At 66.2% G+C, this 24,747-nt stretch carries 19 protein-coding genes; 5 read left to right on the forward strand and 14 right to left on the reverse strand.

Annotated elements, in window-relative coordinates; genetic code table 11:
• The first annotated feature begins 238 nt into the window (after nt 1-238).
• Complete coding sequence (locus tag BCEP18194_RS33285) at nt 239-1,357, forward strand: acyltransferase family protein (protein WP_011355702.1); 1,119 nt, start codon at nt 239-241, stop codon at nt 1,355-1,357.
• Between the two features lie 606 nt (nt 1,358-1,963).
• Here BCEP18194_RS33285 and galU read toward each other — a convergent pair.
• Nucleotides 1,964-2,851, reverse strand: a complete 888-nt coding sequence (gene galU, locus BCEP18194_RS33290) for a UTP--glucose-1-phosphate uridylyltransferase GalU (RefSeq protein WP_011355704.1) — start codon at nt 2,849-2,851, stop codon at nt 1,964-1,966.
• A 230-nt stretch (nt 2,852-3,081) separates the two neighbouring features.
• Complete coding sequence (locus BCEP18194_RS41780) at nt 3,082-3,225, reverse strand: hypothetical protein (RefSeq protein WP_006479318.1); 144 nt, start codon at nt 3,223-3,225, stop codon at nt 3,082-3,084.
• A gap of 217 nt (nt 3,226-3,442) precedes the next feature.
• On the opposite strand from BCEP18194_RS41780, the gene BCEP18194_RS33295 reads away from it, so the two are divergent.
• Nucleotides 3,443-4,618, forward strand: coding sequence for an acyltransferase family protein (locus tag BCEP18194_RS33295; RefSeq protein WP_011355705.1), 1,176 nt, complete (start codon nt 3,443-3,445; stop codon nt 4,616-4,618).
• A gap of 539 nt (nt 4,619-5,157) precedes the next feature.
• On the opposite strand, the gene BCEP18194_RS33300 is transcribed toward BCEP18194_RS33295, so the two are convergent.
• From BCEP18194_RS33300 to BCEP18194_RS33310, 3 genes are read right to left on the reverse strand one after another with little or no spacing between them, the layout of a single operon-like run.
• A complete protein-coding gene (locus BCEP18194_RS33300) occupies nt 5,158-7,623 on the reverse strand; it encodes a glycosyltransferase family 4 protein (RefSeq protein WP_011355706.1) in 2,466 nt (821 codons plus the stop codon).
• Nucleotides 7,620-9,086 (reverse strand): oligosaccharide flippase family protein, encoded by a 1,467-nt coding sequence (locus tag BCEP18194_RS33305; RefSeq protein WP_041493344.1) that lies wholly within the window; start codon nt 9,084-9,086, stop codon nt 7,620-7,622. Before BCEP18194_RS33305 ends, BCEP18194_RS33300 begins: the two co-directional genes overlap by 4 nt.
• A gap of 26 nt (nt 9,087-9,112) precedes the next feature.
• Nucleotides 9,113-11,305, reverse strand: coding sequence for a hypothetical protein (locus BCEP18194_RS33310; RefSeq protein WP_041493345.1), 2,193 nt, complete (start codon nt 11,303-11,305; stop codon nt 9,113-9,115).
• 498 nt (nt 11,306-11,803) lie between these two features.
• Here BCEP18194_RS33310 and BCEP18194_RS33315 point away from each other — a divergent pair, with 498 nt between their 5' ends.
• From BCEP18194_RS33315 to BCEP18194_RS33325, 3 genes are read left to right on the forward strand one after another with little or no spacing between them, the layout of a single operon-like run.
• The gene (locus tag BCEP18194_RS33315; protein WP_011355709.1) at nt 11,804-12,868 is read left to right on the forward strand and encodes an acyltransferase family protein; all 1,065 of its coding nucleotides are present in this window, start codon (nt 11,804-11,806) and stop codon (nt 12,866-12,868) included.
• A 35-nt stretch (nt 12,869-12,903) separates the two neighbouring features.
• On the forward strand, nt 12,904-13,950 hold the full coding sequence (gene gmd / locus BCEP18194_RS33320) for a GDP-mannose 4,6-dehydratase (protein WP_011355710.1): 1,047 nt from the start codon (nt 12,904-12,906) through the stop codon (nt 13,948-13,950).
• Complete coding sequence (locus tag BCEP18194_RS33325) at nt 13,937-14,908, forward strand: NAD-dependent epimerase/dehydratase family protein (RefSeq protein ID WP_011355711.1); 972 nt, start codon at nt 13,937-13,939, stop codon at nt 14,906-14,908. Before gmd ends, BCEP18194_RS33325 begins: the two co-directional genes overlap by 14 nt.
• A 110-nt stretch (nt 14,909-15,018) precedes the next feature.
• Here BCEP18194_RS33325 and BCEP18194_RS33330 read toward each other — a convergent pair whose 3' ends face one another.
• From BCEP18194_RS33330 to trpB, 9 genes are all read right to left on the reverse strand, one after another.
• A complete protein-coding gene (locus tag BCEP18194_RS33330; RefSeq protein WP_011355712.1) occupies nt 15,019-16,209 on the reverse strand; it encodes an O-succinylhomoserine sulfhydrylase in 1,191 nt (396 codons plus the stop codon).
• Nucleotides 16,210-16,454: 245 nt separating this feature from the next.
• On the reverse strand, nt 16,455-17,987 hold the full coding sequence (gene purF, locus BCEP18194_RS33335) for an amidophosphoribosyltransferase (protein ID WP_011355713.1): 1,533 nt from the start codon (nt 17,985-17,987) through the stop codon (nt 16,455-16,457).
• 51 nt (nt 17,988-18,038) lie between these two features.
• Complete coding sequence (locus BCEP18194_RS33340; RefSeq protein WP_006491262.1) at nt 18,039-18,533, reverse strand: CvpA family protein; 495 nt, start codon at nt 18,531-18,533, stop codon at nt 18,039-18,041.
• Nucleotides 18,534-18,539: 6 nt separating this feature from the next.
• On the reverse strand, nt 18,540-19,385 hold the full coding sequence (locus BCEP18194_RS33345) for an SPOR domain-containing protein (protein ID WP_011355714.1): 846 nt from the start codon (nt 19,383-19,385) through the stop codon (nt 18,540-18,542).
• 29 nt (nt 19,386-19,414) lie between these two features.
• A complete protein-coding gene (folC, locus tag BCEP18194_RS33350; RefSeq protein WP_011355715.1) occupies nt 19,415-20,725 on the reverse strand; it encodes a bifunctional tetrahydrofolate synthase/dihydrofolate synthase in 1,311 nt (436 codons plus the stop codon).
• Between the two features lie 100 nt (nt 20,726-20,825).
• On the reverse strand, nt 20,826-21,698 hold the full coding sequence (gene accD, locus BCEP18194_RS33355) for an acetyl-CoA carboxylase, carboxyltransferase subunit beta (RefSeq protein WP_011355716.1): 873 nt from the start codon (nt 21,696-21,698) through the stop codon (nt 20,826-20,828).
• Nucleotides 21,699-21,762: 64 nt separating this feature from the next.
• Complete coding sequence (trpA, locus tag BCEP18194_RS33360; RefSeq protein ID WP_011355717.1) at nt 21,763-22,578, reverse strand: tryptophan synthase subunit alpha; 816 nt, start codon at nt 22,576-22,578, stop codon at nt 21,763-21,765.
• An 88-nt stretch (nt 22,579-22,666) separates the two neighbouring features.
• Nucleotides 22,667-23,518 carry a DNA-methyltransferase gene (locus tag BCEP18194_RS33365; protein WP_011355718.1) on the reverse strand — a complete coding sequence of 284 codons (852 nt, stop codon included), beginning with the start codon at nt 23,516-23,518 and terminating at the stop codon, nt 22,667-22,669.
• A gap of 9 nt (nt 23,519-23,527) precedes the next feature.
• On the reverse strand, nt 23,528-24,721 hold the full coding sequence (gene trpB / locus BCEP18194_RS33370) for a tryptophan synthase subunit beta (RefSeq protein ID WP_011355719.1): 1,194 nt from the start codon (nt 24,719-24,721) through the stop codon (nt 23,528-23,530).
• Nucleotides 24,722-24,747: the final 26 nt, after the last annotated feature.

Genomic DNA, 24,747 nt, shown 5'->3' on the forward strand with positions numbered 1-24,747 from the left:
GTCGTTGGATACACGAAGCGTGCAACGCGCGCGCTTCAACGCCGGATTCTACAAGCGCCTTGATGCTTCGTGCAGTACTTTTATGCGTTTTCGCGGGGTTTCCCGCAGGTTTTTTTGCATGCGACCGATTTCATCGACGCTCCAGCATCAAAAAACGCCTTCACGTAGGCACCCGATTGCGAATTACGTTCGATATTTGCGCACCTATACTGGGCTCGCTCAATGCCCGGATGCCTCCATGCGCGAAGCCAGATACGTCAAAGGACTCGACGGCCTGCGAGCCCTCGCCGTCATCCTCGTTTTCCTGTCCCACAAGGGCCACGTCCTTGCCGTCGACGTCGGCAAGCTTGGCGTGTGGACGTTTTTCCTCATCAGCGGATTCCTGATCGTCGGCGAGCTGCATCGCAACCGCCAGGCGGTCGAGTGCGGCACCATGACGCGCCGCCATGCGCTCGCGCTGTTCCTCGCGAAGCGCGCGCTGCGGATCTTTCCCGTCTATTACCTGCTGCTCGCCGCGCTCGCGATCGCGCACGCGCTGTTCTACCAGCGCGGCGTCAATCTCGGGCTCGCGTGGCACGCGGTGTTCCTGTCGAACTACTGGATCGGCGTCGTCAAGGACGGCTGGCCGGGCTCCACGTCGCACTTCTGGAGCCTCGCGGTTGAACAGCAGTTCTATCTGATCGCGCCGCTCGCGCTGCTCGCGGTGCCCGCCGCGCGACACGTCGCGCTCGGCATCGCGGCCGTCGTGCTGTGTGCGCTCGCGCATCTCGCGCTCTACCTCGCCGACGCGTCACCGGTGCTGATCTACGCATTTTCCCCGTGGAATTTCGCGCTGATCGCGCTCGGCGGCGTCGGTGCGATGGCGCTTGCCGATCGCGGTACGGCCGCCGTGCGCCGCGTTCCGCCCGGCTGGCTCGGCGCGGCAGGCGTCGTGTTCTTCCTCGTGCTGCCCGCCTGCACCGCCCTGCCCGACGCGATCGCGGGGCTCGCGGATCTCGGCCTGTCCGCCTCGCTCGGCGCGCTGCTGCTGTGGATCGTCAGCGAACCCGAGCACCCGGTCGTGGCGCTGCTCGACTGGGGGCCGCTCGTCTATCTCGGCACGATCAGCTACGGCTTCTACCTGTTCCACAACCTGATTCCGACGCGTTTCGGCGCGCTGCCCGCGCACGTCGCGCACGTGGCCATACCGGAAATCGTCCGCGACACGCTGCCCGAAATGCTGCAGTTCGCGCTGGCCGTGCTGCTCGCGCACCTGTCCTGGCGCTATCTCGAAAAGCGGTTGCTCGACTTCAAGAAGCCGGTTGCCGCAATGCTGGCCCGGCATTTCGTCGCGCGGCCGAGCACGTCGGCGCGTTGAACGCTGCACGGACGCGGACGCGGACGCGGACGCGGACGCGGACGCGGACGCGGCAAGATTAAACGTGGAAACCGCGATTCAGGTCACAACCGGGAGCTGACGCCCGGCGAACGAGACGTGGCGTCGCGTCATAAAGCGGCTGATCGACTTCAAGAAGCCGGTTGCCGCGATGCCGGCCCGTCGTTTCGTCGCGCGGCCGAGCACGTCGGCGCGTTGAACGCTGCACGGACGCGGCAACAATCGAACGGAAAATCGCGAATCTGACCATGCGCGGAAGCTGACACGCGGCGAACGAGACGCGGCTTCGCGTCATCGACCGACGCCGACAGATTCCGTGCGGTCACGACTGTCGAAGCGCATCGCGCAACCGGACCGCCGATCCGGTCGATCGCCGCGGCACCGGTTTCAGACGTGGCGCCCGTTCTTGTCGGCGCGCCCCGCTCCGCACGCGGCTCCGCTCGCGAAGCCAACCCGTCACGGCAAACTCGCCGACGGCGCGCACCACGAACACGCCCCCGGCACCCGCAAACGCAAAAAAGCCCCGGCGCGCGAGCGGCCGGGGCCAACGGAACAACCACCACCTGAAACAACGGAGCGCGCGACTGCTTAGGCGACAGCAGCCAGCGCGGGCAAACAGGTACGCAGGTAGGCCTCGAATTCGCGGCTCACTTCAGGATGCTGGAGCGCGAGTTCAACGGTGGCCTTGAGATAGCCGATCTTGCTGCCGCAATCGAAGCGCGTGCCGAAGTAGCGATACGCGAGCACCTGCTCGTTCGCGAGCAGCGACTGGACCGCATCGGTCAGCTGCAGCTCGCCGCCGGCGCCCGGCTTGAGCTTGCGCAGGTGATCGAAGATCGTCGGCATGAACACGTAGCGGCCGACCACGCCGAGATTCGACGGCGCATCTTCCGGCGCCGGCTTCTCGATGATGCCCGACAGCTTGATGATGTCCTCTTCCCATTCGCGGCCTTCGACGACGCCGTACGAACGGCTGTCCTCGCGCGGGATCGTCTCGACCCCGATCACCGAGCTGTGATAGTGGTCGAACACGTCGACGAGCTGCTTCAGCACCGGCTGTTCGCCATGCAGCAGGTCGTCGGCGAGGATCACCGCGAACGGCTCGCCGTGCACCAGCTTCTCCGCACACAGCACCGCGTGGCCGAGGCCGAGCGCTTCCGGCTGGCGCACGTAGAAGCAGTTCACGTGGCTCGGCTTGATGCCGCGCACGAGCTCGAGCAGCTTTTCCTTGCCGCGTGCCTCGAGCTCGGCCTCGATCTCGTAGGACTTGTCGAAGTGATCCTCGATCGCGCGCTTGCTGCGCCCGGTGACGAAGATCATCTCGGTGATACCTGCGTTGATCGCTTCCTCGACCGCGTACTGAATCAGCGGCTTGTCGACGACGGGCAACATTTCCTTCGGGCTCGCCTTCGTTGCCGGGAGGAACCGCGTGCCGAGACCGGCAACGGGGAACACGGCCTTGGTGACTTTCAACATGTTCGCATCCTGATTGCGTTGACTGCGCCGCGTCGACCTGCGACCCGGCGCGATTGTGTTCCGAACGGCATATCGAGAATCGACGGTACTGCCAATTCGACTCCGCTCATTTTCGATATGGACTGATTGCCCAATGATTCCGGAAAAAATATAATCCTTTCAACCCGGTCGATATTGCCGGACCGAGTGCCGAAGCAGAAACAAATTACCGATTTTCCAGATACAAATTCTTACGATTCGAATTCCTCGATATAGGGCACGCCGCCCCGTTCGAGACCCGGGCGAATCGGTTCGTTCTTCAGCGCCTCGCGGTACGCCGACAGCACGGCCATGACCAGCAGTACTGCAGCGCTCGCGATCCAATGCATGTCCATCTTGCCGCTCCTTGCATCAATCAACTGGAGCTTCAAACTATCAGAAAAAAATCGGTAAATAATTGACCCGCCTCGCGGAACCGCTTTCTGAACGCGATAAACCCATGATGTGGAATTCCGATATTTCCCGGCGAGATTTTTTTATTCATTGATCGAATTCTTGCGCATTACGATTGGATGAAACTTCCCGTCCATCCGTCGCAAGGAATCGAATCGCATGCAAGCTCTCAGCGGATCGTCTCTGACCGCGCCGCCCGTCGCCGATCACAAGGAACACGTAATCGACGCGATGCGCGGCTTCGCGGCGCTGCTCGTCGCTTATTTCCACTGCCGCCAGGTCGTCTGGGTCGGCATGCAGAGCTTCCATCACGCTTACGGCCATGCGCTCACCCCGAGCGCGATCGCCGGCTACCTGACCTTCCCGTTCGCGTGGGGCTCCGCCGGCGTGCCGATCTTCTTCGTGATCAGCGGCTACTGCATCCACCGCAACGCGGCGCTCAAGCTCGCGGCCGATCCCGCCTACCGGCTCGACGCGCCGAACTTCTGGGTGCGCCGGTTCGCGCGCATCTACCCGGTGCTGCTCGCCGCGCTGCTGTTCACGCTCGCGCTCGACTCGGTCAGCCTGCAGATCGAGCCCGTCAGCCACAAGATCCGCGACGTCGGCCTCATGGCGTTCCTCGTGAACCTGTTCTCGCTGCAGGGCGTCGCCGGCTACACGTACGGATCGAACGGCGCGCTGTGGACGCTGTCGCTCGAAGTGCAGTTCTACGCGATCTACCCGCTGCTGTTCGCGATCCGCCGGCGCATCGGCATGCCGGCGGTCGTGGCCGCGATCGCGCTCGTCAACGTCGCGTCGGCGTGGCTGCTCGAACGGCACGACCTGCAGTTCTTCACGTCGTACTGGCTGTCCTGGACAATCGGCGCGTGGATCGCCGACGTGCGGGCGCAGCAGGCGCGCGGCGCGGCCACCGTGCCGTCGCGCGCGTGGTACGGCGCGGCCGCCCTGCTGCTGGCTGCCGGCTGCGGCGCGTTCCATTTCGGCCAGTACGGCGCATTCCAGCTGTGGTCGGCCGGCTTCGCGTGCTTCCTGTACCGCGCGCTCGCCCGCCCGCCGCGCCCGACGCCGCCGCTGCGCGTGCTGAGCTGGTTCGGCGACTTCAGCTACTCGCTGTACCTGATCCACCTGCCGCTGTTCGTCTGCCTCGGCTCGGTGCTGTTCCATTCCGAGCTGCAGCTGTCGATCTGGCCGTCGTTCGCGTTCATGGCCGCCGCGATCCCGGTCGCGTACGTGTTCTACCGGATGTTCGAGCGGCCCGCGATGACGTGGTCGGCCAGCTTCAAGCCGACCCGTCCCGCCCGCGTCGTCGCGCCGGCGCCCGAACGGGCCGTCTGAACCGGCGGCACGCTTTCCCGAGCCCCCGTGCGGCGTTCCGCTGCGCGGGGGCTTTTTCATGGCCTGAGCGCGCCGGCATGCCGGGTTGGCGCCGTGGGGTAGCCCTCCGGCGGCGGGCCGCGCTACGGCCCGCATGAGCCGTCCTCGACCGGCTTTCACCGTCGGGACTACCTGGGCGCGGCCTTCTGGCGTTACCTTCTGGCGTTACCTTCTGGCGTTACCTTCTGGCGTTACCTTCTGGCGTTACCTTCTGGCGTTACCTTCTGGCGTCACCTTCTGGCGTTACCTTCTGGCGTCACCTTCTGGCGTCACCTTCTGGCGTCACCTTCCGGCATCACCTTCTGGCATCACCTTCTCGCATCACCCTCTCCCGTCGCCAACCACTCCCTCCCAATCGACGATCGGCCAAGCACGCCGCCTTACACGGCGCACAACACCCTGCCCACCACCCGCCCGACAAACGCCCCCGGCACTGAAAAACAAAGCCCCCACGCAGCACACCGCCGCATGAGGGCTCGCTTCCCGCCGGCTCGCGCCGCTTACTGTTTCTTCGCCTTCGCGGCCTTCGCCGTATCCGCGAGGATCTTCTCGACCCGCTCCACGTAGGTTTCAGTGCCGAACCGGCGCACCGCCGTCGCACGCCCGCTCGCGACGAGCCGCTCGCGCAGCGCGCCGTCGCGCTTCAGCGTATCCAGCGCATCGGCCAGCGCGGTCGCATCGCCCGGCGCGCAGAGCAGCCCGTTGTCGCCATCCTCGATGATCTCGACGACACCGCCCGCGCGAGCCGCGACGACCGGCCGGCGCGCAAGCATCCCTTCGACGATCACGCGCCCGAACGGCTCGGGCGTGATCGACGTGTGCGCGACGACGTCGACCGCCGTCATGCACGCGGCCACGTCGCGCTGGAACCCGAGGAAATGCACGCGAGCGCCCATCCCGTGCCGGGCAACGTATTCATGCAGCTGCGCGGCGTATTCGTCCTCGCCGAACAGCGGCGCGCCTACCAGCACCACGTGCATGTCGGGATGCCGCGCGGCGGCCTCCAGCAGCACGTGCTGCCCCTTCCAGTGCGCGAGGCGGCTGAACGAACCGACCAGCCATGCGTGCTCGGGCAACCCAAGCCGCGCGCGCAGCGCAGCCTGGCTGACGCCTTCCAGCGCATCGAACGGCTCGGCCGAAATGCCGTTGAACACGACGTCGACGTGCTGCGGCGTGAAGCCCGTCAGCGTACGGAACGCCTGCGCGGACGCGTCGGAGTTCGCGATCACGCGCGTGACGCCAAGCCGCGCGCAGTACTTGATCGCCAGCAACTGCTTGCTGCCGAAATGGTCGGTACTGACGATGTCGCGCAGGTGCCACACCACCGGCTTGCGCGCGAGCCGCCCGGCCAGCGCGGCAACCACCATCGCGCGCTGCGTGTTCGCGTAGATCACTTCGGCGCGGCGTGCACGGCGCGCGACGTCGCGCACCAGCCCCACGAGCTGTTTCAACGCGCCGAGCGACACGCCGCCCTGCTTGCGCACGCCCGCGAGCGCGCCCTGGTCGACCACGTCGACGCGCGCGCCGATCTCGTCGAGCGCCGCGCGGAACGGGCCGTCGTCGAACAGCAGGACGTCGGCATTCGCCCGCATGTGCTTCATGATCTCGAGCAGCGACAGCTCGGCGCCGCCGAGCACGCCGCTCTGGTCGAGCACGAGCGTCGCCGGGCCGCGCGCGGCCGGCATCGGCGCGATGGCCGTACCGCGCTGCGCGGTCGAGCCGGGCAGCGCCGCTTCCACATAGTCGAGAAAGCGCCGCCGGAACGTATCGGCGGAAAACCGCTCCGCGTTCACGCGACAGGCGTTCGGCGTGAAGCGCTGCGGCGCACGCTCGAAATCGTCGACGGCCGCGACGATCGCGTGCGGCGTCTGTTCGTCGAAAAAGAGCCCGGTCGGGTTCAGGTTCGATTGCGGATCGAGCACGGTTTCGAGCGCACCGCCCTTGCCGTACGCGATCACCGGCGTGCCGCACGCCTGCGCCTCGACCACCGAGATCCCGAAATCCTCCTCGGCAGCGAACACGAACGCCTTCGCGCGCCGCATCCGGTCGTGCAGCACCGCGAACGGCTGGTAGCCCATGATCTCGACGTTCGGGCCAGCCTTCGCGCGAATCTTCTGCATCTCGGGGCCGTCGCCGATCACGACCAGCTTGCGCCCGGGCGTGCGCGAGAACGCGTCGACGATCAGGTCGATCTTCTTGTACGGCACCATCCGCGACGCGGTCAGGTAGAAATCCTCCTTCTCCGCGTTCAGCGAAAACGCGTCGACGTCGACCGGTGGGAAGATCACCGCCGCGTCGCGGTGGTAGACCTTCTTGATGCGCCGCGCGATGAACGCGGAGTTCGCGACGAAGCCGTCCACCGCGTTCGCGGTGCGCGTGTCCCAGTTGCGGATGTAATGCAGGATCATCCGCGCGAGCAGCGACTTCGGCCCGTGCGTGAGGTTCGACTGTTCCAGATACTGGTGCTGCAGGTCCCACGCATAGCGGATCGGCGAATGCACGTAGCTGATGTGCACCTGGTCCGGCCCCGTCAGCACGCCCTTCGCGACCGCGTGGCTGCTCGAGATCACGAGGTCGTACTCCGACACGTCGAGCTGCTCGATCGCGAGCGGCATCAGCGGCAGGTAGCTGCGGTACTTGGTGCGCGCGAACGGCAGCTTCTGGATGAACGATGTCGTCACCGGCTTGCCGCGCACGAACGCGCGATCGTCGAGGAAGTCGACGAGGCTGAACAGATCCGCGTCGGGAAAGCACGCGACGATCTGCTCGAGCACGCGCTCGGCGCCCGCATAGGTGACGAGCCAGTCGTGGACGATCGCCACGCGCAGCGCGCGCGTCGGATGGCGCGCGCTGGCCCGTTCGGCCGGCAGTGCCCGGCGCAGCGCGGTGGCATCGCCGGCTTCGGCCACGGCCGCATCGGCGGTGGCGAGATTCAATACGGCGTGTTCCGCCAGATCGCGATTCATGCGGTTTTCCTCGCATTGAGACGGACAAACAGGTCGCGCACCAGCGCACGCAACCCCGGTGTCATCGTGAGCGACCACGCGACGTTCAACAGCAGCACGACCGCGCACATGCCGATCGACTCGACGAGCCCCGGCCACGCTTGCGCCAGGAACAGGCTCGCCAGCAGGAACGCGAGGTGCGCGAGCATGTCGAGCACGATCGCGCGCATCCGGATCGCCGACAGGGTCAGCAGCACGCCGTAGTCGACGAGCGCGCGCGCCGCGACGACCACCGCCGCGCCGATCAGCCCGAAGTGATGGATGCCGTACCACAGGCCGCCGACGAAGAACGGCATCTCGACGAGCCCGGCGAACGCTGCGCGGGCCGGGTTGACCTGCGACTGGATCAGGATCCGCGTGACACTCGCCTGGCCGACGAGCCACACGCTGATCACCAGCACGCGGCCGACCGGCGCCGAATGCGCGGCGAGATCCGGGCCGACCCACAGCGTGAGGAACGGCGCGAGCGCGAAGATCGCGACGATGCCGACCGGCGTGAACACGCCGTTCAGGAATTCGAGCGACTGGCGCGCGAGCGTGTCCGCGTGGTCTCGACCGACGGCAGACAGGCGCGGGAACAGCGTGCGCACGAGCGCGTTCGGCAGCATGTTCAGGCGCGTGACGAGGTTCTGCGGCACCGTGTAGTAAGTGACGAACTTTGCACCCATGCCGGCGCCGAGCATCACGCGGTCGAGCGTGTCGGCAATCATGCTCGTCGTGCTCGCGATCAGCATCCAGCCGCCGAAGTTGAACAGCCCTTTCGCGGTGCCCCACTGCGGCGGATCGATGCGCCGGATCCCGAGCACCTTGATGCTGGCGTGGCCGAGCATCATCGCCGCGACCAGGCGCGCAACGACTGCCGCGGCGAGCACCGTCTGCAGGTTCGGCGCGATCCACCACGCGGCGCCGAGCGGCAGCAGCTGGAACAGGAACGTGCCGATCGTCTGGTTCGTGTTGAACACGCCGAAGCGTTCGGCGCCGTTGATCGCACCGGCGAACACCCACGACACGTTCGCCAGCGGAATCGCGAGCGCGAGCCACGGCAGTGCGAGATACACCTCGTGCTGCATCGCCGCCGACACCTTCGTGAAGTACGCGGTGTAGATGAACGCGCCGAAATAGATCAGCAGCCCGCCCACGATGCCGGTGCCGAGGTTCAGCCAGAACGCGCTCCAGAACACGCGCGCGCTTTCATCGGCGTTGCCGCTCGCGAGCGCCTTCGAGATGTGGTTCTGCGCGGCCATGCTCATCCCGAGATCGAGGATCCCGAAATAGCCGATCAGCGTCCACACGAGGCTGACGACGCCGTAGCGTTCGACGCCGAGCGCGTGGATATAGGCGGGCACCGTCACCAGCGACACGAAGGTCGGCAGGATCAGCCCGATGAAGTTGATCGAAACGTTCTTGAGTATGCCTTTGTCCATGCTTCTGCCTTGTGTGACGTCGCCCGTCACGGTTTCCAGCGATACATCAGCACCTTGCCGCGCGCGTCTTCCTCGACGAACACGAGGTACTCGCCGTTCTCGCGCCGGAACGCGCTGATGCCGAAGGGCACGTCGACCCAGCCGGAGGCCTTGCCGACCTCGGCGCCGGGGCTCATCACGCCCACTTCCTTGCCGGTTTCCTTGTCGTACACGTGGATCTTGCCGACCGGCTCCACCCCGAACAGGTAGCGGCCCTCGACCGTGAGCCCGATCAGGTCGAAGATCGGCTTCGCGTCGAGCTGCCACGGCAGCGCGACCTGGTAGCGCACGACGGGTGAGCCCGTCGACCACTTGTCGAAGCGCACCAGCACGCGGCCCACTTCCTTGTTGATGCCCGGCGCCGGCGGTGCGTCGGCCGTGTAGCCGGTCACGTACAGCGTGTCCGTCTGCGCGTCGTAGATCGAGCGGCGCAGCTGCGTGAACGGCTGCGGCATCGGGTAGGTCGTGACCTTGTCGTACGAGTAGATCGGGTTGCCGGCCTTGTCGACGCCGCCGTAACTGAAGCGGTGGATGCCGCGCACGTCGCTCGTGCGCCAGATGTCGCCCTTCGTGTCGACCCACCAGCCCCAGCCACCCGCCTTCGCCTTGCCGGTCGTGTTGATCTCGGCCTCGTCGGCATCGATCCGGCCGTTGCCGTTCGCGTCCCGCCACAGCCAGTCGCCGCCCGGCGGCTTGTTCGGCACCTTGTCGACCGGTCGCGCACGCCCCGCGATCAGTCCCGACGGAATCGCGACTTCGCCGTCGCGCTTCGCGTCGAAGCGGTAGATCTTCAGGTGATCGGCGTACATGTCCGTCAGGTACAGGAACGTGCGGCCGTCGAGGCGACGTGCGAACGGCATGCCGGGATACTGGTCCGTGTGGAACACGGGATCGTCCGGATACTTGAAGCGGTTCGACAGGAAGCCGACGTATTTCCAGTCCTGGCCCGGCGGCTTCGACAGGTCAAGCTCGAAGCGCTTGTTGCCCGTGTACACGCTGTTCGGCCGCGCCGGGTCGAGCCACGCGCCGTCGACGAACAGCAGCCCCTGCACCTGCCAGCGCTGCTTGCCGTCCGGCGTATAGCTTTCGAGTACCGCGCCGAGCCCTGCGCCGATCGTGTCGTGGCGCGGCCCGATGCCGTTCATCGACACATAGATGTTGCCCGCGCGGTCGACGCCGACACCCGTCAGCCCGTTGAAACGCTGCGGCCCCGGCCGGCCCGGCACCGGGCCCGCGAAGATGCCGCCGCGCTCGCCGAGCGAGCCCGACTGCGCATAGCCCTTGCCGCCTTTCGAGAAAATCAGGATCTGCTGGCGCGGGCCGTTGTCCGCGACAAGCACGCGCCCTTTCGCGTCGACCGCCACGTCCACCGCGTCGGTGCCTTCCGGCAGCGCGGGCGCGTCGTCGAGCTTGCGGCCATCGGCGCGCACGTGCACCAGGTGCGCGGGCCCGTTGATCGTGTCCGTGAGCAGCCACAGCGTGCCGTCGCCCGCGAGCGCGATGCGGCCCGGCTCGTGCGCGCTCCACGTGCCCTTCTGCTGCATCGTTTCCGCGTCGTACACGTCTACCGCGTCGCGCGACGGATTCGTCGCGAACAGCGTCTTGTCGTCGGCCGCGAGGCCGCCGACTTCCGCCTTCTGTTCGCCCACTTCCGAGCGCGCGGGCGCCGCCACCTCGTTCATCATCATGAAGCTCGCGGCCATCCGCGCGCGGCCGGTGTCCGCGCGACCGCCCGGCGCGACCTGCGGCGCCGCGCGGAACGGCGCGGGCTGCTTCAGGTCGCCGATCGTGCGGCGCGAGATGCCGAACCACTGCTTGCCCTTGTCCGGCCAGATGCCGGGCGATTGCAGGTGGCCGCGCTCGTTGCCGACACCGATCGCAACGTACGCGTACTTGCTGTTCACCGCGATCGCGCTGCCGCCGAGGTTGCCCCAGCCGTGCGTGCCGCCGGCGAAGCCGAGCATCTTCCCGTCCTGGTAGACACTCGCCTCGGCCCCGCTCTCGTCCCACGGCGCATTCGTATACACCTTGCCTTCAGGCGTCACCGCGATCGCGCGGATGTCGATCTGCGTCCAGCTGCCGTCGCCATAGCCGAACGTGTTGCCGATCCACGACGTCGTCGCGGGCAACACCGTTTCGGCCGGTGCGGCGCTCGTCAGCAGCGTCGCGCATACCGTCATGCCTACCAGAATCAGACGTCGCAATGCGCTTCTCCAGACTTGATGCAACAGCGACCGGCGCCGCCACGGACTGCTGCCGGCGCACCCTGTCGCTAAATAGGTTTCAAACGTCGCGATGCAGGTTACAAGCAAAAATAATCACAAGAAATTTGGAAATATTTGGGGATGTTTCCGCCTGAAATATCGAACCGGAACAGAGGCAAAAAGACGCCCGAAAACGGCAATAACGACCGCCTTTCAATTTCCGACCCGTAGAAAATGCCGCTTTGCGCCGCCTGACGGGGCCGCCCGGGCACCGACCTTTCACCCCGCGATCGAAATAACCGGCATTTGAATGTTTGTCGTCAGATAAATGACGCGCGTTTTTTTGCCGATTTCTTTTCCCTAGAATCGATTTCGATTCGATATTTCATTTAATGGCATGCATTACGTTCACGTTTACGCATCGGATGTGCGACACGCCCCGGCTCACGCCGCGCGTCGCGAAGGAGCGGCGCGATGACGGGCATCTCGCGACCCGCGGACCTCACCCCGCCGCAACACGGCCGCATCGTGCAGCTCGACGGGCTGCGCGCGATCGCGGTAGGCGCCGTGTTCCTGCAGCACGCGCTGAAGGCGCCGCTCTGGATGGGCGTCGACCTGTTCTTCGTGTTGAGCGGGCTGCTGATCACCGGCATCCTGCTCGATCGCAAGGCGCGCGGGCAGTCGTACTTCAGCCACTTCTACGCCCGCCGCGTGCGTCGCATCCTGCCGCCGTACGTGCTGCTGCTGGTGGTGTCGACGCTCCTGTTCGGTGCGAGCTGGCTGCCTCACTGGCCGTGGTTCGCGTTCTTCTCGACCAACATCGGGCTGTCGCTCGGCAGCATCGGCCATGACAGCCTGAACGTGCTGTGGTCGCTCGCGGTCGAGGAGCAGTTCTATATCTTCTGGCCGTTCGTCGTGCTGTGGTGCTCGGAGCGCGCGCTACTGTGGGTCGCCGCCGCACTGGTCGTCGCGGCCCCCGTGCTGCGCGCGATCGCGACGCCGTGGTTCGACTCGTTCTGGCCGATCTACTACCTGACGCCGTTCCGGATGGACCTGCTCGCCGCAGGCGCGCTGCTCGCGATCGTGCTGCGCCGCGACCGGCGCGCGCTCGAGCCGTTCTATCCGCTCGCGATCGTCGGCGCGCTCGTGTCGCTCGCGATCCTCGGCTGGCTGCACCTGTCGTTCCCGCGCTTTCGCGCCGCGAACACGCCGCTGTCGAATGCGGCGCTCTACAGCATCTCGCTGCTGCTGTGCACGTCGATCGTCGTGATCGCCCTGCGCGGCCGCGGGATCGTGCAGCGCGTGCTGACGAACCCGATGCTCGTCTACGTCGGCACCGTCAGCTACACCGTGTACCTGATCCACCTCAGCGTGCTGTACGCGCTGTGGCCGCTGCACCTGAACCGCTTCGTCACGGCCGCGCTGGCACTCGCGATCACGCTCGCGTACGCGACCTTGAGCTGGTACGGCTTCGAACGGCGCCTGACGCGCGGCCCCGCACGCCGCGCGCTGCCGGCCGCCGCCAGCACGACCGCCTGAATTTCCTCATCCATCGTTTCTATCAGGACAACGTCATGAGCCAAACTCGCAAGAAGGCCATCATCACCGGGATCTCGGGGCAAGACGGCGCCTACCTGACCAAGCTGCTGCTCGACAAGGGCTACGAGGTCACCGGTACCTACCGCCGCACCAGCTCGGTGAATTTCTGGCGCATCGCCGAGCTCGGCGTCGACACGCACCCGAACCTCACGCTCGTCGAACACGACCTGACCGACGCCGGCTCGAGCCTGCGCCTGCTCGAACGCACGCAGCCCGACGAGCTGTACAACCTCGCCGCGCAAAGCTTCGTCGGCGTGTCGTTCGACCAGCCGGCGACGACCGCCGAAGTGACGGGCCTGGGTCCGCTGAACCTGCTCGAGGCGATCCGCGTCGTGAGCCCGAAGACGCGCTTCTACCAGGCGTCGACCTCCGAGATGTTCGGCAAGGTTCAGTCGATTCCGCAGACGGAAGCGACCTCGTTCTATCCGCGCAGCCCGTACGGCGTCGCGAAGCTCTACGCGCACTGGATGACGGTGAACTACCGTGAGTCGTACGGCCTGTTCGGCAGCAGCGGCATCCTGTTCAACCACGAATCGCCGCTGCGCGGCCGCGAGTTCGTCACGCGCAAGATCACCGACACCATCGCGAAGATCAAGCTCGGCAAGGCGACCCGCCTCGAGCTCGGCAACCTCGACGCGAAGCGCGACTGGGGCTTCGCGCTCGAGTACGTCGAAGGCATGTGGCGCATGCTGCAGGCCGACGAACCCGACACCTACGTGCTCGCGACCAACCGCACCGAGACCGTGCGCGATTTCGTGCGGATGGCGTTCGCGGCGGCCGGCTACCAGATCGAATGGACCGGCAAGGGCGAACAGGAGCGCGGCCTCGACGCATCGAACGGCAACGTGCTCGTGGAAGTGAACCCGAAGTTCTACCGCCCCGCCGAAGTCGACCTGCTGATCGGCTGCGCCGACAAGGCAAAGAGCAAACTCGGCTGGGAACCGAAGACGACGCTCGAACAACTTTGCCAGATGATGGTCGAAGCGGATTTGACGCGGAATCAACACCATGACACGTTCTGAAGCCGGACGCCCGTCGCGCCGTGCTTTCGTCACGGGCCTGACGGGTTTCACGGGCCGCTACATGGCCGAGCGCCTGCACGCGGCCGGCTATGAGGTCTGGGGTACGGTCGCGCCCGGTACGGCACAACCGGACGATCCGGCCTTCGCGCACTGCACGCTGCTGCCCGTCGACCTGCTCGACGCGGATGCGATGCGCGCGGCGGCCGCCGATGCGCGGCCCGATGCGGTCGTGCATCTCGCCGCCCGCGCGCACGTCGCGCAGGACGAGCCGTCGCAAACCTATGCGGTCAACATCGTCGGCACGCGCAACCTGCTGGCCGCGCTCGCGGGCCTCGACCGCCGCCCGTCGGCCGTGCTGCTCGCCAGCAGCGCGAATATCTACGGTAATTCGACGGCCGGCGTGCTCGACGAAACCGTTGCCCCTGCCCCGGCGAACGACTACGCGGTCAGCAAGCTCGCGATGGAATACGCGGCGAGGCTGTGGGCGGACCGGCTGCCGATCGTGATCGCGCGGCCGTTCAACTACACGGGCGTCGGCCAGAGCGATGCATACCTGCTGCCGAAGCTCGTCGCGCACTACGCGCGCAACGCACCGCGTATCTCGCTCGGCAATCTCGACGTGAGCCGCGATTTCTCCGACGTGCGCGACGTGACGGCCGCGTACCTGAAGCTGGTCGAAGCCGCGCCGGCTGGTGAAACGTTCAACGTCTGCTCGGAGCGTGCGTATTCGCTGAAGGAAGTGCTGGCGATGCTGTCGCGCATCGCCGGTTACGTGATCGACGTGACGGTCGATCCGCGTTTCGTGCGGCACAACGAGGTGAAGAGCTTGAGCGGGTCGCGCGACAAGCTGCGGCGCGCGGTGGGCGAGCTGCCCGTCACGCCGCTCGACGAAACACTGCGATGGATGGTGGAGGCGATGCGCGACGACGCGCACGCGGGCGAGCATCGCGCCGGGTAAGCCAGGACGATTCGCATCGACACAAAAACGAAGGGCCGTTCGCTCAAGCGAACGGCCCTTCGTCCATTTGTCACGTCAAATCACGTCACGACACGCGTGACCTGCCCTGCTCAGCCTTCGAGGCCGCGCGCGAGATCCTTGCGCAGGTCGCCCACGTCTTCGAGGCCGACCGACAACCGGATCAGCCCTTCGCTGATCCCCGCTGCCGCACGCGCTTCCGGCGTGATGCGGCCGTGCGTGGTCGTCGCCGGATGAGTGATCGTCGTGCGCGTGTCGCCGAGGTTGCCGGTGATCGAGATCAGCTTCGTGTTGTCGATCACGCGCCACGCATTCGCGCGCTGCTGCTCAGGCGTATCGCCCTTCAGCTCGAACGACAGGATCGACCCGCCCGCCTTTTGCTGACGCTTCGCGAGTTCGTGCTGCGGGTGCGATTCGAGGCCCGGATGAAACACGCGCGCGACGGCCGGATGCGAATCGAGCCAGCGCGCGATCTCCAGCGCGTTCGCCGACTGCTTCTCGACGCGCAGCGACAGTGTCTCCATCCCCTTCAGCAGCACCCACGCGTTGAACGCCGACAGCGTCGGGCCCGCGCTGCGCACGAACGGGAACACCTTGCCCATGATGAATTCCTTCGAGCCGACCAGCGCGCCGCCGAGCACGCGCCCCTGGCCGTCGAGGAATTTCGTCGCCGAGTGCATCACGACATCCGCGCCGAGCTTCAGCGGCTGCTGCAGCACCGGGCTGCAGAAACAGTTGTCGACGACGAACAGTGCGTTCGATGCCTTCGCGATCTTGCCGATCGCCTCGATGTCGGCGAGTTCGGTCAGCGGGTTCGACGGCGTCTCGAGGAAGAACATCTTCGTTTCCGGCCGCACGGCTTCCTTCCATGCATTCAGGTCGGTCGGGTCGACGAAGGTCGTCGTGATGCCGAACTTGCTGAAGATCTGCGAGAACATGCCGAGCGTCGAGCCGAACAGGCTGCGCGAGCTGACGAGGTGGTCGCCGGCCTGCAGCGCGGCCATCACGACCGACATGATCGCGGCCATCCCCGACGCCGTCGCGATGCAGGCCTCGCCGCCCTCGAGCGCCGCGAGACGCTCCTGGAACATGGTGACGGTCGGGTTCGTGAAGCGCGAATAGGTGAAGTAGTCTTCCGAATTCGCGAAGCGCTCGGCCGCGTCGGCCGCGCTCTGGAAGCAGAAGCTCGACGTGAGGAACAGCGCTTCCGAGTGCTCGTTGAAGTCGCTGCGCAGCGTGCCCGCGCGCACGGCAAGCGTGTCGAAGTTGAGGGAGTCGTCCATGTTCCGTTTTCCGTATTCGATGGCCGCGCGAGTGGCGCGAACCCAGTCAAAACCAGGCCAAAACAAAAAGCCCGCTATGCGTCGGCATCAGCGGGCTTCGGTGCGGTACGACAGCGATCGACTCGGGCCGGTTGCCACCGGCCTTCGCTTTAGCTGTTTTGGGAAGTCGCCCCGCGTCCGCAAGCTGATATCAAATCGACGCAAGGCCACATCCTATCACGCCTCGTCAAAAGCGTGCGCCGGTGTCACTCGACCGACAGCTGCAGGTTCATCTGCGAGCGTTCGGTGTCGCCAGCCGTGTCGCGATCGGCCTGCGATGCCGGCGTGAGGCGCGCGCGCTCGATCGCATCGAGATACTCGGGCGTCACGTCGCCGGTGATGTAGTTGCCGTCGAAGCACGACGCCTCGAAGCGTTCGAGCTTCGGGTTGATGTCGCGCACCGCGCGGCGCAGGTCGTCGACGTCCTGATAGATCAGGTGATCGGCGCCGATGATCTTCGCGACGTCTTCGTCGGTACGGCCATGCGCAACCAGCTCGCCGCGCGTCGGCATGTCGATGCCGTACACGTTCGGGAACTTCACGGGCGGCGCAGCCGACGCGAAGATCACCGACTTCGCGCCCGCATCGCGCGCCATCTGCACGATTTCATGCGAGGTCGTGCCGCGCACGATCGAATCGTCGACGATCAGCACGTTCTTGTCCTTGAACTCGATGCTCATCGCATTGAGCTTCTGGCGCACCGACTTCTTGCGCACGGCCTGGCCCGGCATGATGAACGTGCGGCCGACATAGCGGTTCTTGAAGAAGCCTTCGCGATACTCGACGCCGAGCTTCGCAGCGACCTGCATCGCGGCCGGGCGCGACGAATCGGGAATCGGCATCACGACGTCGATCGGCACGTTCGGCAGCTCGCGCTTGATCTTCTCGGCGAGATAGTCGCCCATGCGCAGACGCACGTTGTAGACCGGCACGCCGTCGAGGCACGAATCCGGACGCGCGAGGTACACGTATTCGAACATGCACGGATTCAGCGTCGGCTGCTCCGCGCACTGCTGGCTGTGGAAGTTGCCGGCCGGGTCGATGAAGATCGCTTCGCCCGGTTGCACGTCGCGGACGAATTCGAAACCGATGCCTTCGACAGCCACCGACTCCGATGCGACCATCCACTCGGTACCGTGCTCGGTTTCGAGCTTGCCGATGCACAGCGGGCGGATGCCGAACGGATCGCGGAACGCGAGCAGGCCGTAGCCGGCGATCAGCGACACGATCGCGTACGAGCCCTGCAGGCGGCGATGCACGCCCGCAACGGCCTTGAACACCGATGCCGGGTCGAGCTCGAGGCCCGTGGTCGACAGTTGCAGCTCGTGCGCGAACACGTTGAGCAGCACTTCGCTGTCGGAGTTGGTGTTGAGGTGCCGGCGGTCGATCCGGAACATCTCGTCCTTCAGTTGCTTCCAGTTCGTCAGGTTGCCGTTGTGCGCGAGGATGATCCCGAACGGCGCGTTCACGTAGAACGGTTGTGCCTCGGCTTCGCTCGACGCCGAGCCGGCGGTCGGGTAGCGCACCTGGCCGATCCCGTAGGTGCCGGGCAGGCTGCGCATGTTGCGCGTGCGGAACACGTCGCGCACCATGCCGTTCGCCTTGTACATGTGGAAATTGTTGCCGTCCGCCGTCGCGATGCCCGCCGCGTCCTGACCGCGATGCTGCAGCAGCAGCAGGCTGTCATAGATCAGCTGATTGACCGGGGATTGGGAGATAACGCCTACGATGCCGCACATGGCATGTCCTTCAGAATGACAAAATCGGTTCCGTCCTGCCCGGCCGCGTCGTCACACGCGTACGTACTGGGCCATGCCGTCGGGCAGGAGCTGCTTCAGCTCATGCACGCCCTGCTCGGCGAAAGGACGCAATAGCGCATTGCGCCAGAAATCCTGTTTGGGCAGTTCGGTCAGCCCGGCCGCCGCGACCAGCAGCACCACCAGCACGCAGCCGCGGACGAGCCCGAACATCATGCCCAGCGAGCGGTCGACGCCGCCCAGGCCACTCGCCTGCGCGATCCGCGACAGCAGCGCGTTCGCAACACCGGCGACCAGCACCACGCCGATCACGACCAACGCGAAGGCGATCACCCACTGCGTCAGCGCACCGCCCGGCCAGTTCGCCGGGATATACGGCACGACCAGTCCGACGTAGCGGCCCGCGATCACGATCGCCGCGATCCAGCCGATCAGCCCGAAAATCTCGGATACGAAGCCGCGCCACGCACCGCGTAGCGCCGACAACACGATCACCGCCAATACAGCGTAGTCGAAAGCCGTCAGCATCGTGCGTTACTGCGTCAGACCGGCTTCGCGCACCTTCGCGATCGCGGCGGAAGCCGCCGCACGATCCGCGAACGGGCCTGCACGCAACAGTGTAGCCGTGCTGCCGTCCGCCTGCTTGCGATGCTCGACATATGCGGGCACGCCCGCCGATTTCAATTTGGTGGCCCACGAACGGGCCGTCGCGTCGTCCTTGAACGATCCGAGCTGCACCGCGAAACGCGCACCGGCCGGCGACGACGGCGACGAAGCATCGCTGCTGTCCGGGCTGGCCGCGTCGGTATTCGCGACGGCCGCAGGCGCGGGTGCAGGCTTCGGCGCGGCCGGCTTCGCCACGGGGGCAGCCGGTTTCGGCGCAGGCTTCGGCGGCGTCACGCTCGCCGTGGTCGTGGTATCGGGCTTCGCGGCCGGCTTGTCGGCATCCTTCGGCGCGGGCGCCGGTGCAGCCGCAACGGCCACATCGGATGCCGGCGGCTCGTCGTGCGCGACGCCCGCCTGTACGTCGGAGGCGTCATCGTCGCGCGGCGCGACCGCCTGGTGCGCGGGCCGGTTCGGAATGTCGATTGCGATGTCGTCCGTGACCGGCTTCGGGTGCGAATCGAGCACCATCGGCAGCACGATCACGGCTGCGACGACGAGCGCGATCGCGCCGACGAGGCGACGGCGCGCGCGTTGCTTTTCTGGAAGGGTCGGATCGAGGAGCAGTGCGTCCGATTCCGGACGCTCGGTGCGGCGCGAGCGTCGCTCGACGCGTTCAGTGGTGCGCTCCGTGCGCACGTTCCGGGAGGTCCCGGTGCGACCGCCGCGCCGCGGGGGCGCGTCGTCGTCTTTCTTGCCGAACGAGAAAATTCCCATGAATGGCTGAGTCCGAAACTGCCCGTCAGTCAGTGTTGCTGCGATTTACGGTAGGCCAGCACGCCGGCAACCGTATGGAAACTGCCGAAAACCACGATTCTATCATTCTCGGATGCTCTTTTTAGTGCATCGCGAAACGCTTCGGCAGGCGAAGCGTAACGCGTGACGCTCGAATCGGGCCCCTCCTCCACGCCGGCCTTGCGCAGCGCGGCTTCGAGCTGCTCCGCAGAGGCCGCGCGCGGCAGCGGCAGGTCGGTCACGCACCAGTGGTCGATCTCGCCTTTGAGGTGCTGCAGCACGCCGTCGATGTCCTTGTCGTGCATCGCGCCGAACACCGCGTACGTGTACGGGAAGAAGCCCATGTTGCCGAGGTTCTGCTCCAGCACGGCCGATGCATGCGGGTTGTGTGCGACGTCGAGCACGATCGCCGGCTTGCCGGGCAGCACCTGGAAGCGCCCCGGCAGTTCGACGTTCGCGAGGCCGAGCCGGATGTCCTGCGCCGACACCGGCAGCACCGGGCGCAGCGCTTCGAGCGCGGCGAGCGCGGCCGATGCATTGATCAGCTGATTCGCCCCGCGCAGCGCCGGATACGCAAGCGCCGGATAGCGTTTCTCGCGACCGAGGTAGCTCCACTGCTGGCGCTCCGCGCCTGCCTGCGCCTCGTAGCGGAAATCGCGGCCGACGAGCCACAGGTCGGCGCCGACCGCTTCTGCGTGGTCGATCAGCGTTTGCGGCGCGGCCGGATCGCCGCAGATAGCCGGCTTGCCGGAGCGGAAGATCCCGGCCTTCTCGAACGCGATCTTCTCGCGCGTGTCGCCGAGGTATTCGGTGTGGTCGATGTCGATGCTCGTGACGATCGCGCAATCGGTATCGATGATGTTGACCGCATCGAGCCGGCCGCCGAGGCCGACTTCGAGGATCACCGCGTCGAGCCCGCGCGACGCGAACAGGTGCAGGATCGCGAGCGTCGTGAATTCGAAGTACGTGAGCGACACCGGCTCGGGCAGCGACGTGCGCGCGGCTTCGACGGCCTCGAAGTGCGGCAGCAGCTCGTCATCGGTGACGTTCTGCCCGTTCACGCGGGCGCGCTCGTTGAATTCGAGCAGGTGCGGCGATGTGTGGCAGCCGACCTTGTAACCGGCGCGCACGAGGATCGTCTCGAGGAACGCACAGGTCGAGCCCTTGCCGTTCGTGCCGCCGACGGTGATGACGGGGCACGCGAATTCGAGCTGCAGCGCCGCCTTGACCTGCCCGATGCGGGTCAGGCCCATGTCGATGCCGACCGGGTGCGCGCGTTCGAGATGCGAAAGCCACGCGTCGAGAGTGGGAAAAGTGCTCATCGGTTCAAATCTGGATCGGGACCGCCACTACGCCAAAAAACGAAGCGCGCCGCCTGGCGCTGAAACCAGGCGACGCGCAGTGTTCACCATCTTGCGCCGGTCAAGCCAGCGCGTCGGCCGGCTGTCGCTGCAGCAGCGCGAGCAGCTGTGCGATCTCGTCGCGCAGCTTGCGGCGGTCGACGATCATGTCGATCGCGCCCGTCTTCAGCAGGAATTCGGCGCGCTGGAAGCCTTCCGGCAGCTTCTCGCGAACCGTCTGCTCGATCACGCGCGGGCCGGCGAAGCCGATCAGCGCCTTCGGTTCGGCGATCACGACGTCGCCGAGGAACGCAAAGCTCGCCGACACGCCACCCATCGTCGGGTCGGTCAGCACCGAAATGAACGGCAGCTTCGCTTCGGCCAGCTTGGTCAGCATCGCGGTGGTTTTCGCCATCTGCATCAGCGACAGCAGGCTTTCCTGCATCCGCGCGCCGCCCGAAGCGGTGAAGCAGATGAACGGCACTTGCTGTTCCAGCGCGTTCTGCGCGCCGCGTGCGAAGCGCTCGCCGACCACCGAGCCCATCGAGCCGCCCATGAACGAGAACTCGAAGCAGGCCGCGACCACCGGCAGCGTGTGGATCGCGCCGCCCATCACGACCATCGCGTCGGTTTCGCCCGTGTCGTCCATCGCTTCCTTCAGACGATCGGGGTACTTGCGGCTGTCCTTGAACTTCAGCGTGTCGACCGGCACGATTTCCTGGCCGATCTCGTAGCGGCCTTCCGGATCGAGCAGCCCGTCGAGGCGCTCACGCGCACCGATGCGCATGTGGTGATCGCACTTCGGGCACACGTGCAGGTTCGCGTCGACGTCGTTGCGGTACAGCACGGCCTCGCAGGACGGGCACTTGACCCACAGGCCTTCCGGAATGCCCTTGCGGCTTTTCGGGTCGGTCTGCTTGATCTTCGGCGGCAACAGTTTGTCGAGCCAGCTCATCGTATGGTTTCCTGTTCCGTGGCGGGGCGGGCCGTGTGGCCCGTTCCCGCTTCCTGTGTTGTGTTTATCGCGCCGTCTTGCCCGCGCCGTCCAGGGCGGCACGCAGCTCGGCAATGAAAGTCTTCAGCGCGGCGGCGGCACCCTCCGGCGCAGCGCTTTCGAGCAGCTGCACGAGGCGGCTGCCGATCACGACGGCGTCCGACACTTCGGCCACTGCGCGCGCCGTTTCGGCGTCGCGGATACCGAAGCCGACGCCGACCGGAACCGGCACGCGCGACTTGATGGCCGGGATTTTACCCGCAATGCTCGAAACATCCAGATTTCCTGCGCCGGTCACGCCCTTGAGCGACACGTAGTACACGTAGCCGCTCGCGATCTTGCCGACGTCGGCGATGCGTTCGTCGGTCGACGTGGGCGCGAGCAGGAAGATCGGATCGATCTGCGCGGCACGCATTTTCTCGGCGAACACGCCCGCTTCTTCCGGCGGATAGTCGACGACGAGCACGCCGTCGACCCCGGCCGCCTGGGCTTCGGCCGCGAACGTGTCGACACCCATCCGCTCGATCGGGTTCGCATAGCCCATCAGCACGACGGGAGTTTTGGGGTCGGTTTCGCGAAAACGCTTCACGTCGGCGAGCACGCTCTTGAGCGTGACGCCGCGCGCGAGCGCGCGTTCCGACGAGCGCTGGATCACGGGGCCGTCGGCCATCGGGTCCGAGAACGGCACGCCGAGTTCGATCACGTCCGCGCCGCCTTCGGCGAGCGCATGCATGAATTCGACGGTCTTGGCGGGATCGGGGTCGCCGGCCGTGATGAACGGGATCAGGCCCTTACGGCCTTGTTCGGCGAGCGCGGCGAAGGTCTGCTGAATACGATTCATGATAATTTTCCTTTGTCGACCGGAGTTAGCGCTTTAGCGCTTACTCCGGTCCCATGCAAAGCAGCGTTCGGCGATGCGGCGGCGCGATTCACGCGCACGCCGGCGCAGCGAGCGCGTTCACGCGCTCGTGCGCGATCGCACAATAGCTTTCGTTGATCTCGTAGCCGACGAAGTCGCGCCCCTGCCGTGCGCAGGCCACCGCGGTCGTGCCGCTGCCCATGAACGGATCGAGCACGCGGCCGCCCGGCGGGCAGCTTGCGAGCACCATCCGCTCGATGATTTCCAGCGGCTTCTGGGTCGGATGATCGACGCGCTCCGCGTGCTGCCGGTGCAGGCGCGAGACCGACCAGACGTCCTTCGGGTTGTAGCCCATCTCCAGCCACTTGCTGCCTTCGAACAGCTTGCGCGAGCGGGCCTTCTTCGTGTCGGCGTCGTACGGGATGCGGACCGGATCGAGATCGAAGTAATACGCTTTGGAAACCGCGAAAAAGCCGATGTTGTCGTGCACCGACGTGAAACGGCGCGTCGTGCCGCCCATGCTCGGCACGCGCCGGTCCCAGATGATCTCGTTGACCATCGTGAGCTGCGTCTTCAGGAAACTGAAGATTTCCGGCGCGTACTGCCACGTGCAGAAGATGTACATCGACCCGCTCGGCTTCAGCTTCGGAATCGCGAGCTCGAGCCACTCGCGCGTCCACGCGAGAAAGTCGTCGCCCGAACGCTTGTCCGAGTCGTTGCCGTAGTCCTTGCCGAGACCGTACGGCGGATCGGCGACGATCAGGTCGATCGACGCGTCCGGCAGGTGCGCGGCATGGGTCAGGAAATCGCGGTTATGCAGTTCGATACCGGACGGCAGCGCGCGCGGCACGGCAGCGGCGGGCTGAACCGCCCCCGCCTCGCTCGCGGCACCGCCGCCCGGTTCTTCGATCAGGTCACGCATCGGTCGGGGTCAGAGTTCGATGCCCGATCGCTCGGCGACCGTGTGCATGTCCTTGTCGCCGCGGCCCGACAGGTTGACGAGCAGGATCTTGTCCTTCGGCAACGTCGGCGCGAGCTTCACGCCATACGCGATCGCGTGGCTCGACTCGAGCGCGGGAATGATCCCCTCGATCCGGCAGCAGTCGTGGAACGCCTTCAGCGCTTCCTCGTCGGTGATGCCGACGTACTGCGCACGGCCGCTATCCTTCAGCCACGCGTGCTCGGGGCCGACGCCCGGATAGTCGAGGCCCGCCGACACCGAATGCGTCTCGATGATCTGGCCGTTGTCGTCCTGCAGCAGGTAGGTACGGTTGCCGTGCAGCACGCCCGGGCTGCCGGCGATCAGCGACGCCGCGTGATGGCCCGTGTCGAGGCCGTCGCCGGCTGCTTCGACGCCGATCAACTGCACCGAGGTGTCGTCGATGTACGGATAGAAGATGCCCATCGCGTTCGAGCCGCCGCCCACGCAGGCGATCACCGCGTCAGGCTGCCGGCCGGTCATTTCCGGCATCTGCACCTTGCACTCGTCGCCGATCACGCGCTGGAAGTCGCGCACCATCATCGGGTACGGGTGCGGGCCCGCGACCGTGCCGATGATGTAGAACGTGTTCTCGATGTTCGTGACCCAGTCGCGCATCGCTTCGTTCAGCGCGTCCTTCAGCGTGCGCGAACCCGATTCGACCGGCACGACCGTCGCGCCGAGCAGCTTCATCCGGTAGACGTTCGCGGCCTGGCGGCGCACGTCTTCCGAACCCATGTAGACGACGCACTCCATCCCGAAGCGCGCGCAGATCGTCGCGGTCGCGACGCCGTGCTGGCCGGCGCCCGTCTCGGCGATCACGCGCTTCTTGCCCATGCGCTTCGCGAGCAGCGCCTGGCCGATCACGTTGTTGATCTTGTGCGCGCCGGTGTGGTTCAGGTCTTCGCGCTTCAGGTAGATCTGCGCGCCGCCGAGCGTCTCGCTCCAGCGCTGCGCGTGATAGATCGGCGACGGGCGGCCGACGAAATGCTTCAGCTCGCGCTCGAATTCGGCGACGAAATCGGGATCGTTCTGGAATTTTTCATACGCCGCGCGCAGTTCGTCCAGCGCGTGAATCAGCGTCTCGGCGACAAACGTGCCGCCATACGGGCCGAAGTGGCCGCGATCATCAGGAAGGTTGTACATGGTGTCTCTCTCGATCGGTCGATGCG

Origin of the sequence: Burkholderia lata, from assembly GCF_000012945.1 — a bacterium.
In the GTDB taxonomy this organism is placed as follows: Bacteria; Pseudomonadota; Gammaproteobacteria; order Burkholderiales; family Burkholderiaceae; genus Burkholderia; species Burkholderia lata.

Coding starts and splice junctions, on each gene's coding strand:
- BCEP18194_RS33365 (WP_011355718.1), bottom strand. CDS start 23,518: ATGCGTGACCTGATCGAAGAACCGGGCGGCGGTGCCGCGAGCGAGGCG.
- purF (WP_011355713.1), bottom strand. CDS start 17,987: ATGTGCGGCATCGTAGGCGTTATCTCCCAATCCCCGGTCAATCAGCTG.
- BCEP18194_RS33345 (WP_011355714.1), bottom strand. CDS start 19,385: ATGGGAATTTTCTCGTTCGGCAAGAAAGACGACGACGCGCCCCCGCGG.
- galU (WP_011355704.1), bottom strand. CDS start 2,851: ATGTTGAAAGTCACCAAGGCCGTGTTCCCCGTTGCCGGTCTCGGCACG.
- BCEP18194_RS33340 (WP_006491262.1), bottom strand. CDS start 18,533: ATGCTGACGGCTTTCGACTACGCTGTATTGGCGGTGATCGTGTTGTCG.
- BCEP18194_RS33325 (WP_011355711.1), top strand. CDS start 13,937: ATGACACGTTCTGAAGCCGGACGCCCGTCGCGCCGTGCTTTCGTCACG.
- trpA (WP_011355717.1), bottom strand. CDS start 22,578: ATGAATCGTATTCAGCAGACCTTCGCCGCGCTCGCCGAACAAGGCCGT.
- BCEP18194_RS33285 (WP_011355702.1), top strand. CDS start 239: ATGCGCGAAGCCAGATACGTCAAAGGACTCGACGGCCTGCGAGCCCTC.
- gmd (WP_011355710.1), top strand. CDS start 12,904: ATGAGCCAAACTCGCAAGAAGGCCATCATCACCGGGATCTCGGGGCAA.
- BCEP18194_RS33300 (WP_011355706.1), bottom strand. CDS start 7,623: ATGAATCGCGATCTGGCGGAACACGCCGTATTGAATCTCGCCACCGCC.
- folC (WP_011355715.1), bottom strand. CDS start 20,725: ATGAGCACTTTTCCCACTCTCGACGCGTGGCTTTCGCATCTCGAACGC.
- BCEP18194_RS33295 (WP_011355705.1), top strand. CDS start 3,443: ATGCAAGCTCTCAGCGGATCGTCTCTGACCGCGCCGCCCGTCGCCGAT.
- BCEP18194_RS33310 (WP_041493345.1), bottom strand. CDS start 11,305: ATGACGGTATGCGCGACGCTGCTGACGAGCGCCGCACCGGCCGAAACG.
- BCEP18194_RS33305 (WP_041493344.1), bottom strand. CDS start 9,086: ATGGACAAAGGCATACTCAAGAACGTTTCGATCAACTTCATCGGGCTG.
- BCEP18194_RS41780 (WP_006479318.1), bottom strand. CDS start 3,225: ATGGACATGCATTGGATCGCGAGCGCTGCAGTACTGCTGGTCATGGCC.
- BCEP18194_RS33330 (WP_011355712.1), bottom strand. CDS start 16,209: ATGGACGACTCCCTCAACTTCGACACGCTTGCCGTGCGCGCGGGCACG.
- BCEP18194_RS33315 (WP_011355709.1), top strand. CDS start 11,804: ATGACGGGCATCTCGCGACCCGCGGACCTCACCCCGCCGCAACACGGC.
- accD (WP_011355716.1), bottom strand. CDS start 21,698: ATGAGCTGGCTCGACAAACTGTTGCCGCCGAAGATCAAGCAGACCGAC.
- trpB (WP_011355719.1), bottom strand. CDS start 24,721: ATGTACAACCTTCCTGATGATCGCGGCCACTTCGGCCCGTATGGCGGC.